The organism is Lebetimonas natsushimae, assembly GCF_002335445.1.
Lineage (GTDB): Bacteria > Campylobacterota > Campylobacteria > Campylobacterales > Nautiliaceae > Lebetimonas > Lebetimonas natsushimae.
This window is the reverse complement of sequence record NZ_BDME01000006.1, coordinates 40,419-58,137: the sequence shown is the minus strand read 5'-3', so window position 1 is coordinate 58,137 and position 17,719 is coordinate 40,419. Positions and strand designations below refer to the sequence as shown.

18 protein-coding genes are annotated in these 17,719 nt (G+C 28.2%); 4 read left to right on the top strand and 14 right to left on the bottom strand.

Annotation, left to right across the window (positions count from 1 at the left end; translation table 11 throughout):
* Nucleotides 1-14 precede the first annotated feature (14 nt).
* The 6 genes from LNAT_RS07320 to LNAT_RS07295 form a co-directional block, all read right to left on the bottom strand.
* Complete coding sequence (locus LNAT_RS07320; protein WP_096259915.1) at nucleotides 15-1,418, bottom strand: MlaD family protein; 1,404 nt, start codon at nucleotides 1,416-1,418, stop codon at nucleotides 15-17.
* Complete coding sequence (locus tag LNAT_RS07315; RefSeq protein ID WP_096259913.1) at nucleotides 1,415-3,406, bottom strand: LPS-assembly protein LptD; 1,992 nt, start codon at nucleotides 3,404-3,406, stop codon at nucleotides 1,415-1,417. The genes LNAT_RS07320 and LNAT_RS07315 overlap by 4 nt, the downstream gene beginning before the upstream one ends.
* A complete protein-coding gene (locus LNAT_RS07310) occupies nucleotides 3,387-3,833 on the bottom strand; it encodes an RDD family protein (protein WP_096259911.1) in 447 nt (148 codons plus the stop codon). The genes LNAT_RS07315 and LNAT_RS07310 overlap by 20 nt, the downstream gene beginning before the upstream one ends.
* Entirely contained in the window at nucleotides 3,830-5,086 is a 1,257-nt protein-coding gene (gene purD / locus LNAT_RS07305) for a phosphoribosylamine--glycine ligase (protein ID WP_096259909.1), read from the bottom strand. The genes LNAT_RS07310 and purD overlap by 4 nt, the downstream gene beginning before the upstream one ends.
* 70 nt (nucleotides 5,087-5,156) lie before the next feature.
* Nucleotides 5,157-5,651 carry a DUF2628 domain-containing protein gene (locus LNAT_RS07300; RefSeq protein ID WP_096259907.1) on the bottom strand — a complete coding sequence of 165 codons (495 nt, stop codon included), beginning with the start codon at nucleotides 5,649-5,651 and terminating at the stop codon, nucleotides 5,157-5,159.
* Complete coding sequence (locus LNAT_RS07295; protein ID WP_096259904.1) at nucleotides 5,641-5,829, bottom strand: hypothetical protein; 189 nt, start codon at nucleotides 5,827-5,829, stop codon at nucleotides 5,641-5,643. The genes LNAT_RS07300 and LNAT_RS07295 overlap by 11 nt, the downstream gene beginning before the upstream one ends.
* A gap of 44 nt (nucleotides 5,830-5,873) precedes the next feature.
* Here LNAT_RS07295 and LNAT_RS07290 point away from each other — a divergent pair, with 44 nt between their 5' ends.
* The 4 genes from LNAT_RS07290 (at nucleotide 5,874) to LNAT_RS07275 (ending at nucleotide 11,833) form a co-directional block, all read left to right on the top strand.
* A complete protein-coding gene (locus LNAT_RS07290; RefSeq protein ID WP_096259903.1) occupies nucleotides 5,874-6,860 on the top strand; it encodes an amidohydrolase family protein in 987 nt (328 codons plus the stop codon).
* A gap of 72 nt (nucleotides 6,861-6,932) precedes the next feature.
* Nucleotides 6,933-7,934, top strand: coding sequence for an AmmeMemoRadiSam system radical SAM enzyme (amrS, locus tag LNAT_RS07285; protein ID WP_096259901.1), 1,002 nt, complete (start codon nucleotides 6,933-6,935; stop codon nucleotides 7,932-7,934).
* Nucleotides 7,931-8,722 carry an AmmeMemoRadiSam system protein B gene (gene amrB / locus LNAT_RS07280; RefSeq protein WP_096259898.1) on the top strand — a complete coding sequence of 264 codons (792 nt, stop codon included), beginning with the start codon at nucleotides 7,931-7,933 and terminating at the stop codon, nucleotides 8,720-8,722. Before amrS ends, amrB begins: the two co-directional genes overlap by 4 nt.
* A 144-nt stretch (nucleotides 8,723-8,866) precedes the next feature.
* A complete protein-coding gene (locus tag LNAT_RS07275; RefSeq protein ID WP_096259896.1) occupies nucleotides 8,867-11,833 on the top strand; it encodes an NAD-glutamate dehydrogenase domain-containing protein in 2,967 nt (988 codons plus the stop codon).
* A 791-nt stretch (nucleotides 11,834-12,624) separates the two neighbouring features.
* Here the strand turns inward: LNAT_RS07275 and LNAT_RS07270 are convergent.
* Genes LNAT_RS07270 through hpf form a run of 8 tightly spaced genes read right to left on the bottom strand, consistent with a single transcriptional unit; the run spans nucleotide 12,625 to nucleotide 17,715 of the window.
* Entirely contained in the window at nucleotides 12,625-13,017 is a 393-nt protein-coding gene (locus LNAT_RS07270) for a GatB/YqeY domain-containing protein (RefSeq protein ID WP_096259894.1), read from the bottom strand.
* Between the two features lie 15 nt (nucleotides 13,018-13,032).
* Nucleotides 13,033-14,370: a tRNA uridine-5-carboxymethylaminomethyl(34) synthesis GTPase MnmE gene (mnmE, locus tag LNAT_RS07265; RefSeq protein WP_172413523.1), complete on the bottom strand. Its 1,338-nt coding sequence runs from the start codon at nucleotides 14,368-14,370 to the stop codon at nucleotides 13,033-13,035.
* Nucleotides 14,330-14,977 (bottom strand): Jag N-terminal domain-containing protein, encoded by a 648-nt coding sequence (locus LNAT_RS07260; protein ID WP_096259890.1) that lies wholly within the window; start codon nucleotides 14,975-14,977, stop codon nucleotides 14,330-14,332. Before LNAT_RS07260 ends, mnmE begins: the two co-directional genes overlap by 41 nt.
* Nucleotides 14,961-16,475 carry a membrane protein insertase YidC gene (gene yidC / locus LNAT_RS07255; RefSeq protein WP_096259888.1) on the bottom strand — a complete coding sequence of 505 codons (1,515 nt, stop codon included), beginning with the start codon at nucleotides 16,473-16,475 and terminating at the stop codon, nucleotides 14,961-14,963. Before yidC ends, LNAT_RS07260 begins: the two co-directional genes overlap by 17 nt.
* On the bottom strand, nucleotides 16,472-16,795 hold the full coding sequence (gene yidD, locus LNAT_RS07250) for a membrane protein insertion efficiency factor YidD (RefSeq protein ID WP_096259886.1): 324 nt from the start codon (nucleotides 16,793-16,795) through the stop codon (nucleotides 16,472-16,474). Before yidD ends, yidC begins: the two co-directional genes overlap by 4 nt.
* Complete coding sequence (rnpA, locus tag LNAT_RS09020; RefSeq protein ID WP_420795372.1) at nucleotides 16,761-17,000, bottom strand: ribonuclease P protein component; 240 nt, start codon at nucleotides 16,998-17,000, stop codon at nucleotides 16,761-16,763. Before rnpA ends, yidD begins: the two co-directional genes overlap by 35 nt.
* Nucleotides 17,001-17,041: 41 nt before the next feature.
* Entirely contained in the window at nucleotides 17,042-17,176 is a 135-nt protein-coding gene (gene rpmH, locus LNAT_RS07240; RefSeq protein ID WP_096259884.1) for a 50S ribosomal protein L34, read from the bottom strand.
* A 38-nt stretch (nucleotides 17,177-17,214) separates the two neighbouring features.
* On the bottom strand, nucleotides 17,215-17,715 hold the full coding sequence (hpf, locus tag LNAT_RS07235; protein WP_096259882.1) for a ribosome hibernation-promoting factor, HPF/YfiA family: 501 nt from the start codon (nucleotides 17,713-17,715) through the stop codon (nucleotides 17,215-17,217).
* Nucleotides 17,716-17,719 lie beyond the last annotated feature (4 nt).

The window sequence follows — 17,719 nt, the reverse complement described above, 5'->3', positions numbered from 1 at the left end:
TTTACAGGCCCATTTTATTTGAGAAATGATGTTGCACCTCCAGAAATTATCGGTTTTAAATCATTGTCCCTGAATTTTATACCCAAACCTAAAAATGCCGAAGCGGCATGTGAGTTTAAAATATTTTCAAATCCTGCAAGAAATTCCAAATGTTTCAAATAAATATATTTTAGAGCTAAATTTAAATGAGGGTTGCTTCCTCTTATATCATTTACCGCATTAAAATCGTAAATTTCTGAACTAAGCACCAATTTATCATTATTCATAAAATAATCTATTCCAACCCCACCTGTACTTTCAATAATACCCCCTCTGAGCAATAAATTATCAAATCTTTTTCCATATTCAGCTGTTAAATATGCTTTATTTTTTTCATGATCTTTATTTATTTTATTAGCATCTGAATAATCTTTTGAAGATGTAACCCCTAAAATATAATATTTTGTAGGGTTAGGGAGATATGCAATTTGTACATAAGATTTTGAATCACTCTCTTTTGTGAGATATTTATTATTAAATTCTACATCTATCTGAGATTTGGCGGCACTTGCTAAAAGCTTATCAATTTTTTTGAAACTTTTTCCTCCGCTTTCAAAAAAGTCTTTGGCGGAGGCTAGTGCAGTTCTTATAGCTTCTTTATTATCTTCGAGAATAGAATTTGCATTAGCTCCCAGTTTTTTATATTCATCTATTGTAGGTCCTAATTTTGCATTCAAAGTATCGCCTGTTTTATTTAATTTTGCTAAAAGAGTATCTGCTTTATTTAAAATTGAAGGTATTTTTTTATCGATTTTTATACCAACTTCTTTATATGTGGAAACTAATTCGTTAGCATTATCTATTAAATCTGGTAATTTAGTATTTGCGGTCTTTAAAACCTCTTTTAAATTAACAGAGGCATCTTTTATATTTGCTAAAATCTGATGAAAATTATTAATACTTTCTTTATTTAAAGCAGTATTTAATTTTTTAATTAAAACCTTTATATCATCAACCGCGCTATTTACATTATTCATTAAATCATCCAAAGATGCTGATTTGAAATATTTTTTTATTATCTCGTTTTCCGAATAATAAATATTACTGTTTGATGGAATAATTTTAATATATTTACTCCCAAGCATATTGTCTTGGGCCAATGTAACCATACTATCTTTTGGAATTTTTACATTTTTTTTAATAAAAAGTTTTAATTTAACAAAATTACCGTTTAATTTTAAATCCTCTAACTTTCCGATTATGACCCCTCTCAGTTTTACTTTAGCTTTTTTTTCGAGTCCACTTGCATCATTTATATAAGCATATAAAAAATAACCTTTTTGATTAAAATCCTGCAAAGATTTGACTTGAAAAGTAAGATATAAAATTGATAATATACTTAAAAATACAAATATTCCAACTTTAGTTTCTATTTTCATTCTTTCCCCTTAAAGATAAATGATTGATCTATCCCCCCAACCGGATAAAATTCGACTGATAAATTTATTATATTATCTTTTCTATAATTAGTACCTGTACTCTCTAAAATAGGTATTCTGTTCTGTTTAAAACTTATTGTGTATTTATAGCATTTTTTATTCATACTTACACCTATTAACCAATATTTTGAATATTTGTTATTTAAATCATAAGAATATTCAAAAAAATATCTTTTATAAAGGTTTGGTTTATATCCACTGCCAACTGTTACAGTTTTTGAGACTTGTCTTTGATATATGTTGGATATAAAATAATCAAAAATATTATTATTATATCCAAATTTTATATTGTTATAAATTACCTTGCGATCTTTCATAGAGTATTTATTGTTTTCATTTATATAATAATCTAAATATTTAATGTCTATTAGATTTTCCAATTCTCCCAGCCTTTTTTCATCCAAATAATATATTTGATTTAATGTATGATTTATATATAAGTTTTCAAAATTTATTATTTGAAATAAATTAAACAAAATATAATTTTTCATTTCAGGGACATCAATCAAATCCGAATAAATCTTTTTATTGGAATAGTTTTTAATATTTATAGAAATTGACGGATTTATGACATGAATAAAATAATTAAAGTTTTTTGCAAGTGAAGTAAAAAATTTAAATTGTGTAGTCAAATATAAATATTTGGAAATTCCCAAATTGTTTTCTTGATAATATTTCCCATAACCCTCATATAAAGTTTCTGTTAATTTGAATTTCAAATAATCATTAAAAAAACTATTATATAAACCAATTGGCAAGTTTATATCTTGTAAAATAAAATTACTTCCCTTTTTTCTGTAATAATTATAGATATTTAAATCGAGTGAATCAAGTAAAATTCCTCTTTTCTCTAAAAATCTGTGATAATTTAATTGAGGTAATATCTGCCATGTTGTATCGTTATTTAAAAGTGATGTGTCAATAAAATATTTAAAATATATTCCGTAATAATTTTTATTTTTAATATTAATATAGTTTAAATTTGAAGTAATTATTTTATCTGTCAAATAAGAAGAATCAAATTTATAGTTATAAGCATCCAAATAAAAATAATCCACATCATTGGCATATTTTAAATTTAAATACAATTTGTCATTGTTAAATAATTTATTTCTTAAATAATAAATAGAATAACCGTAATGCTTTCTGTGGGCCAAATCATATTTTTCATAATAATAATTTTTATCTCCGAATATCCCAAATTTTATTTTACCTTCAGAATACGGAGAATCTACAAATCTAAAAATTGAATAAATTCCCTTACCTCTTTTATTTCTTATAGTAGGAATTATTTCCAAATCTGTATTTATGGAAGTTACAAAATAAACGGGCTGGGAATATAAAACACCTTCTTTATTGGAATAACCGATATATGGTCTAAGCAAACCGCTTCTTCTTGTTTTGTCAAAACTAACCTGCCAATACGGAAAATAAAAAACCGGAATATTATGAATAACCAATACTATATTTTTTAATTTAAGTAATTTAGTACTCCTGTTATAATTACCGCTGCTGGATTTGATAAACCAATCGGGGTTAGTGCTGCAACACGTAGAAAAATAAGGGCTGTTAAAATATAAAATATTTTTTTTAGAAATTGCTTTAATAGATCTTACCCATCCGTCAATATTTTTATCATAAAAAAATATATTTTTCAAAAATATTTTTTCTTTTGAATAAGCTATTAAAGAATCTGCAAGTAATATATCTTGCGAATTATAAAAAACTGTCACATTTCCATATAATTTAATAATATGATTATTTTCAATAATACCCTTTTTTGCCTCAATGAAAGAATTATTATTATAAATAATCAAAGGCTTATCTAAAATATACTTTCCATTCTGCTGTATAGTTTTTTTTGAATAGATTTTTAACGCAAAAAGAAAAAAAGGTATTAATAATAAACTAATTACTCTTAACAGCAACACATTTTCCTATAATATCGTGAATCGCTCTATTAAAAGGATCAAAAATTGCATAAACCATTCCCAAATAAAAAAACATTTCATCAAAATTCCTGACTATGCTTCTGATAAAACTCCGATAAAAATTTGGTTTATCAAATGTTTCAATATCTATAATTTCAATTTTCATTAATATTTTTCCAAGTGTTTTTCCGTAAAGAGCAATAAATATCCAATGGTAAAGGGTGTAAGCCAAAAATATATAAAAAAACAGTGAATCTGTTAATAACAATGCTTCCTCATATGTTTTAACATTCATAAATTTATCATAAAAAGCAATAACCACTAAAAAGCTGATTAATAAATCATCTATACTCATAGAAATAATACGCTGCCACAAAGTGGCAATTTCTTTTTCCTCTCTTTGAAGCTTCTCTGTTAAATTCATTTTCCTATTGCCTGATATGCAATGTCTTTTCTATACTGCATTCCGTCAAAATGCACTTTATCCACTATTTTATAAGCTTCATCCCTTGCTTTTTGAACATCTTTTCCAAATCCGACACAAACCAATACCCTGCCGCCCGTTGCATAAAGTTTGTTATCAATTTTTTTAACTCCCGCATATGCTATATATCCATTGCAATCGCTTAAATCATCAATTGTAATTTCAGCAGGCTCGCTGCTTGAATAAGGATAATTTTTACTTGCACAAACCACCCCGACAGCCACCATATCTTTTATTTTTACATTGATTTTATCAAGCTGTTTGGTCGCCCCATTATAAAACATATCATAAAGCGAAGTGTCAATTAACGGCATAAGTTCTTCACATTCAGGATCACCAAATCGGACATTATATTCAAGTACATACGGCTCGTTATCGACTATCATAAGCCCAATAAATAAAACCCCTTCATACGGACTGCCCTCTTTTTTCATCCCCTCAAGTGTGGGTCTTATAATTTTTGTTTTTACTTTTTGATATATTTCAGGCGTAGCAAGAGGAGTCGGAGCATATGCACCCATTCCACCGGTATTTGGCCCTTTGTCTCCATCAAGCAGTCTTTTATGGTCCTGTGCGGCAGGAAGGAGTACAAAATCCTCTCCATCACAGATAGCAAACATACTAAGTTCAAATCCGTCTAAAAATTCTTCTACAATTACTTTTTTTCCGGCCTCTCCAAATGCTTTTCCGCTTAGCATTTCATCAACTGTTTTTTTAGCCTTTTCCCTACTTTCGGCTATAATTACCCCTTTTCCGGCACAAAGTCCGTCTGCTTTTACAACTATCGGGGTTTTTTCCATTTTATCAATAAATTCATAAGCTTTTTGTTTATCATCTGTTTCAATATATTTAGCAGTAGGAATATTATATTTTTTTAAGAAATTTTTCATATAAACTTTAGAACCCTCTAATCTTGCAGCATTTTTACTCGGTCCAAAAATAGTAAGCCCGTTTGTTTTAAAAATATCAACTATTCCCTCAACCAGAGGCTGTTCAGGCCCTACTATTGTTAAATCAATTTTATTTTCTTTAGCCCATTTTGCCAATTCATTGTAATCTTTGATATCAATATTTGTGGCAAAATCCTCGGTTGCCCCGTTTCCCGGAGCATAAAAAACCTCAGCCTCATCTTTTAAAAAATATCCTATAGCATATTCTCTTCCACCGCTTCCCACTATTAAAACTTTTTTCATTATCAGCCTTTTTTACGAAATTATACCAATTTAATCATATGTTTTTCACTTTTCATTTTTCATTTTTCATTTATTTAGATATATCATGCCCGGTAATCATAGAAAAAATAATAGGCCAAATAAGAATTAAAATGAAAACAACAGCACCTATAACATACCAAATATTCGGTTTTGCTTTTTTCTTAATACATTCAATATCGGGATTATGAACTCCACCGCAATTTTCTATATCTCTGTCAAGCTTATTTAAATATAAAAAATAATAACAAAAACCACTCAAAAATGAATTTATTATAACCATTATTCCTAAAACCAAAACAGGATGAATTTTTGCATAAGCTAAAATATAGCCTACCAATAAAGCCGTTATTAAAACCCCGAAACTTTCGGTTACCATTTTTCTGTAAAGCAAATAAAACCATCCGAAAATAAACGCAAAAAGGTGAAATCTTGGCTTGCACGTTCCAAGCCCTTCCTTTCCAATGACATCTTCGAAATTTTTCAAATCTTTTTTGCTTAAGTTATAATAAGTCTGTTTTAAAATTTCTATATATCTATTTTTCATATGTTTTCCTTATATAAGTTTTAAAATAATCTAAAATTGCCAATACCAAAATGCCAATAATAGGATTTAATAAAGAAATAACTCCAAAAATCCACCACCATTTAAAATTAAGCCTATAAGCCAAATACATAACAGCAGTTGCAATTACTACAAAATATATTAATATCATTAAATTCAATTTAAACCTTTTTTTAGTAAAATTATAATTAAAAAAGGTATAAAATGAAAAGAGTGCCAAAAGCAATAGATATAAACGTTAAAAATTCCGAAAGCATTGCCAGACTTTCAAAAGCAGCAAAAAACGGTGGTGTCGATACAATTGTAATGATTCCTTCACATAAACCGATTTATGACAAACTGCATTTAGCCTATAATTTAAAAAGGGCACAAGAATCACACATAAACCTTTTAGTGGCAATTGAAGGAATTCATGACAATAAACTTTCCAACATCTCAATCCTTAAAAAAAGAGGCGCAAGTGCAATTTATATAAATTCTGACGAAGATATGAATTTAATAAAAAGAGTTTTTGAATATGCCGAATTTTTAAATATTCCGATATTTGTAAACTGCAATAATAAAGTCCTCTCTAACGCCGTTATGAATGATAGCAAAATAGCATATTCTTTAGGTGTCAGCGGTATTCCAAACTATGCAGAAAGTGCCGAAGTTGCAAAAATTTACGAACTTTCAAACCATTTCAGGGCAAAAGTGGTATTTTCAGGAATTTCAACAAAAGAATCTATTGAAATTTTAAAAAACAAAAAAGAAAATATTTTTGTGGATGTCTGTATTGATAATTTATATTTTACAGATGAAATGCTAAAAGATTTCAATACTCTATATAAAACCTTTCCGCCTCTCAGAAGCGAAGAAGATAGAGTTACTTTGCTAAAAGCCTGTGAAGAAGGCACAGTTGATTTTATTTCATCTAACCATATTGCAACTAATAATAAGGACCTCCCTATTGAAGAAGCTGAATTTGGTATCAGTAAACTGGATATTTTTCTTCCTCTTGCATATTCCCTTCCTCTTAAAAAAGAAACTGTAACAAAATTAATTTCCACAAATCCTGCGAAACTTTTTGATATTGAAATAAATGACTATGTAAATCTACAAAAAGGAGAATTTGAAGTAGATTTAAATAATTTTGCAAGTAAAGGTAAAAACTGCCCGTATAAAACCCTTAAATATAAAATAGTTGAGTAAAATTAGCTAAACTTTCTTTACTTTTCCTCCTTTTTATGCTATAATAAATTAACCTAATATTAAGGAGGGGAAATGAAATATTATGAAACAATCGATAATGAAAAAATAAAATGTCTTCTTTGCAGGCATCACTGTGTATTAAAAAATGGTCAGGTTGGAGTTTGCGGTATTAATATGAATAAAGATGGAAAGCTTGTAAATTTAGTATACGGTCATCCATCTTCTATTAATGTAGACCCGGTTGAAAAAAAACCGCTGTTTCATTTTTTACCGGGAACTGATGTTTTAAGTTTTGGGACAGTTGGGTGCAATTTTAAATGCCCTTTTTGCCAAAACTGGCAAATTGCCCATACAAATAAAGTAAATGATAAAGTTTATGTATCACCAGAAGAGATGGTAAATTTAGCCCTGCAGTATAAATGCGAATCCATTGCATATACTTACAATGAACCAAGTGTATTTTATCCGTATGCAAGGGATGTGGGAATACTTGCAAAAGAAAAAGGGCTTAAAAATATTTTTGTAACAAACGGATTTGAGAGTGTATATGAAATTGAAGATATGAAAAATTGGGTTGATGCCTGCAATGTAGATTTGAAAAGCTTTAAAAAAGATTATTATAAAAAAGTCTTAAAAGGAGACTTGGAATATGTACTTGATACTATTAAAAGATTAAAAGATGTTGGAATCTGGCAGGAAATCACCACTCTGATAGTACCGGGAGACAATGATAGTGAAGAAGAACTAACTCAAATTGCTGAATTTATTGCTAGTGTCGGAATTGAAATTCCTTGGCATATTACTAGATTCCATCCGGATTACAAAGTCCAAGACAAACCTCCTACACCGATGGAGACTATGGTAAAAGCATATGAAATCGGTAAAAAAGCGGGACTTAAATATGTATATCTTGGAAACGTAGCTATTCCTGTTATTACATATTGTCCTAAATGTGGGGAAGAATTAATTGTAAGAAGCATTTACAGAATAGAAAAAAATATTTTAAAAATCGATGAAAACGGAATTGGACACTGTCCAAAATGCGGAGAAATCATTGAAGGAGTATGGAAATGAGAAAAGCGGTAGTAAAAGAATGGTATGGCGGCAGCTGCGAAGCTGTTGAAGGATATATTGCCAACTTTAATAAAATAATTGATGAAAATGTAGACGCAGTTAAAGCAAAAGAAATTTTTTCATTAAAACCAAAAGCAATTATTGTCCCTCACGCAGGATGGGTATATAGTGGATTTACAGCCAATTTTGCATACAGAATTGCAGGTAATACCAAACCAAAAAGAGTTGTAGTAATAGGTCCTTCACACAGATTTCCGATTCAGGGTATCAGTGTAACATTGGAAAATGAATATGAAACACCGTGTGGCAACTTGCCGATTGACAGAAATTTTTCACTTGAACTTATGGAAAAATTCAATGTTCAAAATCTTGAATATGTCCATGTGGAGCATTCCACCGAAGTTCAAATGCCTTTTATTTACCATTATTTCGGACAGATTCCGGTAGTTGAACTTATATATGGAGATTATTCTCCTGCAAAACTCAAAAATATTATCGAATATGCAATAGAAGATAATTCACTGATTGTAATTTCAAGCGATTTAAGCCATTATTATGATATTAAAACAGCCAATTCTCTTGATTCTCACTGTCTTGAAGCAGTGCATAATTTGGATTTAGAAGAACTTGAACAATGTGAAGCATGCGGTAAAATAGGAATAGCCGGTATGATAATGGCGGCAAAAGAAGAAAATTTAACACCTTTTATAGTTGATTACAGAACAAGTGCGGATGTAAGCGGAGATGAAAGTCAGGTGGTAGGATATATGAGTGCAGTGTTTTTATAAAAAAATTAATAATTTTTTGTTATAATCGCTAAAACACTTTCTATAAAGGAGGTGCGATGGCAAGAGGAAAATTCAAAATGAAAAGAAAAAGAAGAAGAGTTTTATATTCTAAATAATTCTTTTTTTTCTTGAAAGAAAAAATGTGTGATTAAATTTAATAAAAATACATATGAATTAAAAATAAATAAAAATTTTAACGCTTCTGTAACTACTCTTTCAAAACTTCTGGACAATTTCAATATTCAAATTTTAGATATAAACAAAAATAAAAAAAGCTTAATTTTAAAATTAGATATAAATAACATTGAAAAATTTGAAAAAAATAAAAAAATTTTTTTTCAAATTATAAATAAAGCAATTAATAATGAAATAACTTACAACTGTAAATTATATTTTTTTGCATGGCTCGGTTTTGATTTAAGAAAAATATCACTTCTCAGAGCATTTGTAAAATATCAAAAACAGATTTTATTTGAATTTAATGAAAACGATATTATTAAAACATTTATAAAACATAACGATATAGTAAATTTAATTATTAATTATTTTTTGGAAAAATTTTCTAAAAAAGCAGATTATTCCAAAAACGAATCTGAAATTGAACAAAAAATTAATAAAATTCAACTGTTAAACGAATTTAAAATAATTAATTTTTTTTATTTAATTATAAAATACACTCTTAGGACTAATTATTTTTTTAATAAAGAATCAATTTCTTTTAAAATTGACACTTCTAAATTAAAACCTTTTCTTTTTTCAATTCAACCGAATATTGAAAGTTTTGTTTATCATGAAAAATTTAACGGCATTCATCTGCGCATGTCTAAAATCAGCAGAGGAGGTATTAGATATTCGACTCGGATTGATTTCAGGGAAGAAATAAAAGATTTAATGACAGCTCAAATTGCGAAAAATGCAATAATTGTTCCAGGAGGGGCAAAGGGAGGATTTTACATTTTTTCAATTCCGACAAAAGAAGAATTTAAAAAAATTTATTCCCTTTTCATAGACGCCCTTCTAGATTTGGTGGACACACCTGATACAAAAAATTTAATTAAATATGATGAAAAAGACAAATATTTTGTAGTAGCAGCTGACAGGGGCACCGCAAATATGAGTGATATTGCTAATAAACTTGCAATAAAAAGAGGCTTTAATTTAAAAGATGCTTTTGCAAGCGGCGGGGAAAACGGTTATTCACATAAAAAACTCGGAATTACGGCAAAAGGTGCCTTGACTGCTGCAAACAGGCATTTTATTGAATTAAATAATAATATTTTTACTGATAAAATAAGTGTAATTGGCGTTGGCAGTATGAGAGGTGATGTTTTTGGAAACGGTATGCTGCTTAATAAAAAATTTTTATTACTCGCTGCAATTTCGCACAATGAAATATTTATAGACCCAAACCCTAATCCAGAAATTGCATACAAAGAAAGAAAAAGATTGTTCGCAGAGGAAAAAGGATGGAGTGATTATAATAAAAATTTAATTTCAAAAGGCGGGGGAGTTTTCAAAAGAGATGAGAAAAAAATAATAATCTCACCTGAAATAAAAAAAGTTTTTAACATAGAGAGTGATTATCTCTCGGGAGAAGAATTAATTAAATATCTTTTAAAAACACCAGTAGATATGCTTTATTTTGGAGGAATCGGCACTTATGTTAAATCCAGTGAAGAAAATAATCTCTATATAAGCGATAAACAAAATGAAAATATAAGAGTCAATGCCAGCGAAATTAAAGCCAAAGTTATATGTGAAGGTGCAAATTTATCTTTAACCCAAAAAGCCAGATATGAATATGCTTTAAATGGAGGTAAAATTCATCTTGACAGTATTGACAATTCTGCAGGGGTTAATATAAGTGATTATGAAGTAAATTTAAAAATCACCCTTAATACACTGATAGATAAAAATTTATTAACAGAAAAAGAAAAAAACGACATTTTAAAAAATTTGACAAACGAAGTAATAGAAAAAGTTTTGAAAAATAACTATTTACAACCTTTAAGAATAAGTCTGGACGAACGAAAAGTTTATAAGGAAAAATTAATAAATATAATTGAAATTTTAGAAAAAAATCTCGAAATATTTAAAAGGGAAAATTTTTCAATACCTAAAAATTCTGAAATTGAAATTCTTTTTTACAAAAACAAACCTATAAAACCGTTACTTGCTCTGCTTCTTTTATATTCAAAAATTTTTTTAAAAGAATACATTTTAAAAAATTTAAAAAAATGTAAATATTCATCACTATTTTTGAAAAATTATTTTCCCATTAAATTTTATAATTCTTACAGTGAAGAAATTAATAACCATCTCTTAAAAAATGAAATAATCGCCACCCAGATAACCAATGATATTTTAAATAATCATGGCATATCATTTATAAGTAATTACAATGAAAAAGAATTCAATTACAAAATTACCGCCTATATTATTTTAAATGATTTAATTAATGCTGATAAAATAAGAAATGAAATATATTCACTTGATAATAAAATAAATTATGAAAAACAGTATGAAATTTTATTAGAATTAGAAGAAGTAATAAAATTTGCCTCTAACTGGCTTAAAAAAGAGCTCGAAAACAATTTAAACCCCGTAATGTTTATTACATATAAAGAAAAATTACAAAATATTTTTTCAAAAAAATATAAAAATTTTAAAAATAAAAAAAATATTGAAATTTTTCTTGAATGGAAAGAAATATTTAAATTTATTCCCGCAATAATCTATTTTGAACACAAATATGAGTTTAAATTAGAAAATATTGTAAAATTATTTGAAAACACATTAAAAAAATTCAAAATAAATAAACTGCTTCATTCCATAAAAGAAATAAAACCAAAAAACAGGATTGAAAAAAATTTAAAAGAAGAAGTTGAATCAATGATAGAATATTTTGTAATTACATTTAATGAAGAAATTTTAAAAAACGGTTTTGATGAACATAACATCAATAATTCAATAAATAAATTTTTAAAAATAAAAAAAGAAGAATACGAAAAAATAATAAAAGAAATAAATTCTTTATGCAAAGAAAAAAATAAATCTTTACTTGAAATTTCACACATTAGTAATTCTCTGATATTAAATTTGTTAAAATAATAGTAAGAATATTAAATTTAATGTTAAAAAAATATTTAATACTGTGGGAATTTTACATAAAAAATTTTGATAGTGTTGCTTGTTGGAAAGTTATTTGTTTTTTCCTTAACCACATATTTCGGCGGCTCAGGAGTGTGTTTCACCAACACTGTTTATAGGTGCAATCCTCAGGACATCTTTAACCATAATTTTTCATACTAGAAATGCAATATTTAGTGTTAGTGCAATGGCGTCAGTTTTTGGGTAGTCGCAAGAACCTCGCGCATGCGCAAAAGTAATGATTATTAAAACGGCGGGAGGATGAACCATTTTAGCGGTGTTTTTTTCCATTACCTATAAATTAATATGCTCTCTTTCAAATGTAAAATAAATATGTATGAAGCATAATTAATAAATAAAAATTATTCCCTGTTTTATCAGATTAAAATATTAAAAAACACATTGTTTGCTACCAAGATTTACTCCAGTTAAACACATCAGAAATTAAAAAAAAGAAATTTTAAAACTTTACAAGTGGAACACTTATACAATTTCCTAATAAGAAATATCAATTTTTCGAAAAAAAATTAAAAAAAGAAACGTTAAAGAATTAAGAATTTTATACTTATTTAGAAGCGGTAAACGGTATCACCCTAGTAAAATAGAAGAATTAAAAAAGATAAAGTTTTAGTTTACGGACCGGAAAGTGCCATAAACAAATTCCAATCTTACTTTATACCAGTGTCAGACTATTTTAAAATTAAAATCTCAGCATGAACAATTAGAAAAAGATGTAAATAAAATTATTCATGTTAAATAGATTTAATAATTTTATTCGCCAAGCCTAAATCTACATCACCTCTTTGTTTCAATCTTTTCATAATTTCACCTATATTTTTTCCGCCTATTTCATTAATAATCTCTTCAATTACTTTTTTTGTTTCTTCTTCATTTAACATTTTTGGCAAAAACTCTTCATATATTGCAAGCTCTTTTTTAGCCTCTTCCATTCCTGCTTCAATACTTTCTTTTGCCATTTTGGCAAGCTTTTTAGCGGCTTCTATTATATGTTTTTCAGTTACTTCTTCATTTTTTTCTTTTGCAAGTTTTTGGGCGGTATCTACAAGCATCATTAAAGCGTTTGCTTTTGTTTTATCCTCTTTTTTCGCTTTTATCATCATTTTTTTAAGTTCAGTAATTGTCATTTCTTCTCCTTTAATTTATTTTCCTACACAAAAACTTCCAAACATTTTATCTAGCATTTCATCATATTCAAAAGGTCTTGTAATTTCACTTATTGCTTTTATGGCATCCTGAATATGATAACTGAATAGTTCAAGTTCGCCTGTGGCTAAAAATTCCTCGGCTTCGTTTATTGAATTTAGGGCTTTTTTTATCATTTCTATCTGTCTTATCGAAGTTAGGATATGTTCATTTTCGCTGGCATTGGCGTCTAACAATTCCTTAATTGCTTTAACCAATTCATTAATATCTTTTTTAGCTGAAATTTTTATTATTTTAAAACCTTTAAATATGTCTAAATCAATTTTTATTCCCAAATCAATTTTATTAATTATAATTAGTGCTTGTTTATTCGAATTTTTTATCAAATCCAGAATCTGTCTGTCTTCTTCATCAAAATTGTCAGCACTAAACACACCTAAAATAATATCACTTTCATCGATTGCTTTTTTACTTCTTTCAACCCCTATTTTTTCAATTTCATCCTTTGCTTCCCTGATACCCGCCGTATCCACAATTCTTATTAAATGGGTGCCTATTTGTATATCCTCTTCAATGGTGTCCCTTGTAGTCCCTGCGATATTGCTTACAATTGCCCTGTTTTTATTTAAAAGCGCATTTAAAATAGAACTTTTACCGACATTCGGCTTACCTACAATTGCTACCTTATATCCGTTTATCGCCCCCTGCCTTCTTTCGCTTGCTTCAAGAGTGTTTTTTAATACATCTTTTACTTTTTTAAGTCTCTCTTTTATATCATCCCCGAGAGTCTCCGGCAAATCTTCCTCCGCATAATCAATAAAAACCTCGGAATATGCCATAATCTCTATCAGCTTATCCCTTATATCCTCAACAAATTTTTTAAGTTCACCTTCAAGCTGGCGGGAGAGAAGTTTAGCCCCTTCTACACTTCTTGTCTCAATCAGTTTTGCAATAGCCTCGGCCTGAGTTGCATCTATTTTTCCGTTTAAAAATGCCCTTTTACTGAACTCTCCCGGATTTGCAAGCCTGGCCCCACATTTTAAGACTTCTTCCAAAATAAGCCTGCTTACAATATAACCGCCATGACACTGAAATTCGACCACATCTTCGCCCGTAAAAGATTTAGGGGCTTTAAAATAAATAACTAACGCAATGTCAATTAATTCTTCATTTAAAGCATAAACTTTTGATAAAGTAGCAATTCGCGGTTTTAAATCTTTTTTTGTCAATTTTTTTGCAATGGATAAAGCATTGTCTCCGGATATTCTAACAATAGAAATAGCCCCTACACCGTTAGGCGTTGCTATTGCTGCTATCGTTTCCATGTCTTTCACCAATTACTACATATTTCTCATTATTTTTTTCTTTTAAAGCCACATACTTATCTGGAAAAGCCTCTCTTAAAATTTCAAGCGCCAAATAGGCAAGAATTCCGTCAAAAGGTTTTGTTTTTCCATACCCTTTAACCCTAACCTTTTCAATAAACGGGGCTAAAAAATTTCTTAACATTTCTTCCTGATTTTTTAGAAACTCTGCAATTTCAAGTTTTGTTTTAAATCCGTATTTTTGATGTATCCAACTATAAATCATATAATTTAAAGCATTGTATCTGTAACCTTCTTTTCCTATCAAGAGAGCCGCATCAGGTCCGTCAAGTTTGATTCCAAGAGTTTCTTCATCTATTTTATCTACTTCAACACTATCAATATTAAAACATGAATTTTTAAATAAATTAACAAGCCCTTCTTTAACTTCGGGAATAATATCCTCAATTTCCCTGACAGGTTCTTCAACTTCAATAATAGCAGGTTTGGCAAAAAGTCCAAAAAGGCCTTTGCTAGGATATTGGATTATTTTTATATTAAGTTCTGTTACAGAGGTATTAAAAATTTCACTGGCTTTTACGTAAGCTTCTTCAAGTGTTTTAGATTCTATGCGCACTTTTTTTCTCCATTAATTTATTTATTATATATTGCTGTAATATTGAAAGAATATTGTTTGTTGTCCAATATAATACCAAACCTGCTGGGAATGTTGCCATCATAAATGTAAATATTAAAGGTAAAAATTTAAAGATTTTCTCCTGCATTGGGTCTTGAAAATTTGTTGGTGTAATTTTTTGTTGTAAAAACATTGTAATACCCATCAACACAGGTAAAATAAAATATGGATCCATCGAACTTAAATCATAAATCCATAAAAATGAGGCCCCTTTTAATTCAATTGAATATAAAAGCAATTTGTAAATTCCATAAAAAATAGGAATTTGTAAGACCAAAGGCAAGCATCCGCCAAGGGGATTGGCACCGTGTTCTTTATAAAGCTTCATCATATGCATTTGAAGTTTTTGAGGGTCTTTTTTATATTTTAATTGCAATTCTTTCATTTTAGGAGCAAGTTCTTTAAGTTTATACATGCTTACCATTCCCTTAAATGTAAGAGGGAAAAGTATGATTCTTACAATAATAACCAAAAGAATAATCGCAATACCCCAGTTTCCTACGGCTTTATATAAAAAGTCAAGCAAAATAAACAGATTTCTTGCAAAAAAAGTACCTACACCATACTGAACCACATCAATTAACTCTTTATTGATACTGGCTAGTGTATCCACATATTTAGGCCCTATATATCCTGTTAAATTAAGGTTTTTATCAGTGTTTATAAAAACCTCAGCATTTTTTTCACTGTCAGGATATACAATTGTTTTTAAAGGTTCTTTTGAAAAGAAAAGAGTCGTGTAATATCTGTCAAACCCGGCTATAACAGTCGCATTATTAACTGTTTCCTCCTCTGCATCACCGTCATCAATGATTTTAAGTTTTCCATCGTTTTTTTTAATCAATACACCGTGAATGGTCAATTTGTCTATAGCGGCTGAGGGTCTGCTTCCCGGTGTTATAAAATAATCCATATTTTTGGATAATTTAACTTTTAAATCATAATGTCCGTCTTTATAAAAAGTGATAATTTTTTGAATAGTAATTTCAGGAAGTTTTTGAGTCAAAGTAATAGTCGCTTTGTCATTAACTTTAACAAGATTTTTATCCGAAGTATAAGAAACTTTAAAAGCTTCTTCATTTACTTTTTCATTGCTAAATCTAAGCTCCAGTGGTTTTAACACGGAAGTTAATTCCAATTTTTTGCCATCTTTATTGAATTTTTTTTCATCCAGTTTGAATGAAGAAATTCTGCCGAGAGAATCTATTTTAACTTCATAATTTTTCGCTACAACTTCTACAATAATTTTTGTTTTGTTTTTAATAGGATTATTTATTTTTGTTTTATTTACAGATTCTTTTACTGTATTTTGTTTTACAGTGGCATTATTTTCACTAGCCGCCATCTGGGGCTGTATTACAAAATAATCATATACTGCAAAAAAAATAAAAGATATTAATGTTGCTATTAAAATATTTTTCATATTTACATTATTCATTGATTTTCCTTTATAACTATATATTTATTTTTTTGATTTTTAATTGGTATCAGCCAATATTTAACTTGAATTTTTTTATATTCAACATTTTGAAGTTTCTTTTCCACAACGGGATAATCTATTCCACCTTTAAAAAGCTGATTACAGGTTAATATTCTTTTGAAAGATTTAATTAAAGCTATAAGGGGATTATTTAATTCAAACTGAATTTTTGTATATTCAGAACAACTTGGATAATATCTGCAATTATTCCCAAGCATAGGACTTATAAACAACTGATAGTAGTTAATTAATTTTATTAATAGCTTGTTCGACATCATTTATAAGCTCTTTATAATTTATTTGTGATATATCATTTTTTGCAATTACTGCAAAATATCCGATTTTTTCTTTAAATAAATTTCTTATTCTTCTTTTTATTTTATTTCTAACTACCGCTTTTTTTGAAATTTTTTTAGAAACAATCGGAGATACTTTAAGTTCATTTGAAGGGGAAAAATAGATAACAAAAAATTTTGAATATATTTTTTTCCCCTTTTTTAAAATATAATTTATTTCTTTAGAACTTAAACCGCTAATCTTTTTCTACCTTTAGCTCTTCTTCTAGCCAATACTTTTCTTCCGTTTTTAGTTTTAAGTCTTGCCCTAAATCCGTGAGTTCTTTTTCTTTTAATTTTACTTGGTTGATATGTTCTTTTCATTTATGCTCCTTTTTTAAGCTGGAATTTTACCAAAGATATTAATATAATCCAAGCCTTCCGTCTTTTCTTCTGTAAATTACTCTTTTTTCTCCGTTTGTGTCTTTAAAGACCATAAAATAAAGACCTGATTTTTTAAATTCTTCAACAGCTTCATCTATTGTCAAAGGTTTTTCAACATCAAGCGGCATCTCAACTATTTCGTCATTAGCCTCTTCCACGATTAATTCTTCAATTCTGTCATTTTTATGATAATCTTTAATTTTATCATGATATCTTCTTAGAAGTTTTTCCAATTTATCTTTTGCCTTGTCAAGTGCAGCATACATATCTTTATCTCTATAGTGAACAACTGCTGTACCTTTATTTGGAATATTCATTATAATTTCTACATTAAAAAAATCTCTTTTATCTTTTTCTATTGTAACAACAGAATGTAAAATTCCTAAATTATATTTTTCAACTTCATTTATAACTTTTTTTACATGATCTTTCATTGATTCTGTAAGTTCAATATTTCTACCAACAACTGTAACGTTCATAATA

Excerpts from the sequence above, each read along its gene's own strand:
- LNAT_RS07320 (WP_096259915.1), bottom strand. The coding sequence starts at position 1,418 with ATGAAAATAGAAACTAAAGTTGGAATATTTGTATTTTTAAGTATATTA.
- LNAT_RS07310 (WP_096259911.1), bottom strand. The coding sequence starts at position 3,833 with ATGAATTTAACAGAGAAGCTTCAAAGAGAGGAAAAAGAAATTGCCACT.
- purD (WP_096259909.1), bottom strand. The coding sequence starts at position 5,086 with ATGAAAAAAGTTTTAATAGTGGGAAGCGGTGGAAGAGAATATGCTATA.
- LNAT_RS07300 (WP_096259907.1), bottom strand. The coding sequence starts at position 5,651 with ATGAAAAATAGATATATAGAAATTTTAAAACAGACTTATTATAACTTA.
- LNAT_RS07290 (WP_096259903.1), top strand. The coding sequence starts at position 5,874 with ATGAAAAGAGTGCCAAAAGCAATAGATATAAACGTTAAAAATTCCGAA.
- amrS (WP_096259901.1), top strand. The coding sequence starts at position 6,933 with ATGAAATATTATGAAACAATCGATAATGAAAAAATAAAATGTCTTCTT.
- amrB (WP_096259898.1), top strand. The coding sequence starts at position 7,931 with ATGAGAAAAGCGGTAGTAAAAGAATGGTATGGCGGCAGCTGCGAAGCT.
- LNAT_RS07270 (WP_096259894.1), bottom strand. The coding sequence starts at position 13,017 with ATGACAATTACTGAACTTAAAAAAATGATGATAAAAGCGAAAAAAGAG.
- yidC (WP_096259888.1), bottom strand. The coding sequence starts at position 16,475 with ATGAATAATGTAAATATGAAAAATATTTTAATAGCAACATTAATATCT.
- yidD (WP_096259886.1), bottom strand. The coding sequence starts at position 16,795 with ATGATGTCGAACAAGCTATTAATAAAATTAATTAACTACTATCAGTTG.
- rpmH (WP_096259884.1), bottom strand. The coding sequence starts at position 17,176 with ATGAAAAGAACATATCAACCAAGTAAAATTAAAAGAAAAAGAACTCAC.
- hpf (WP_096259882.1), bottom strand. The coding sequence starts at position 17,715 with ATGAACGTTACAGTTGTTGGTAGAAATATTGAACTTACAGAATCAATG.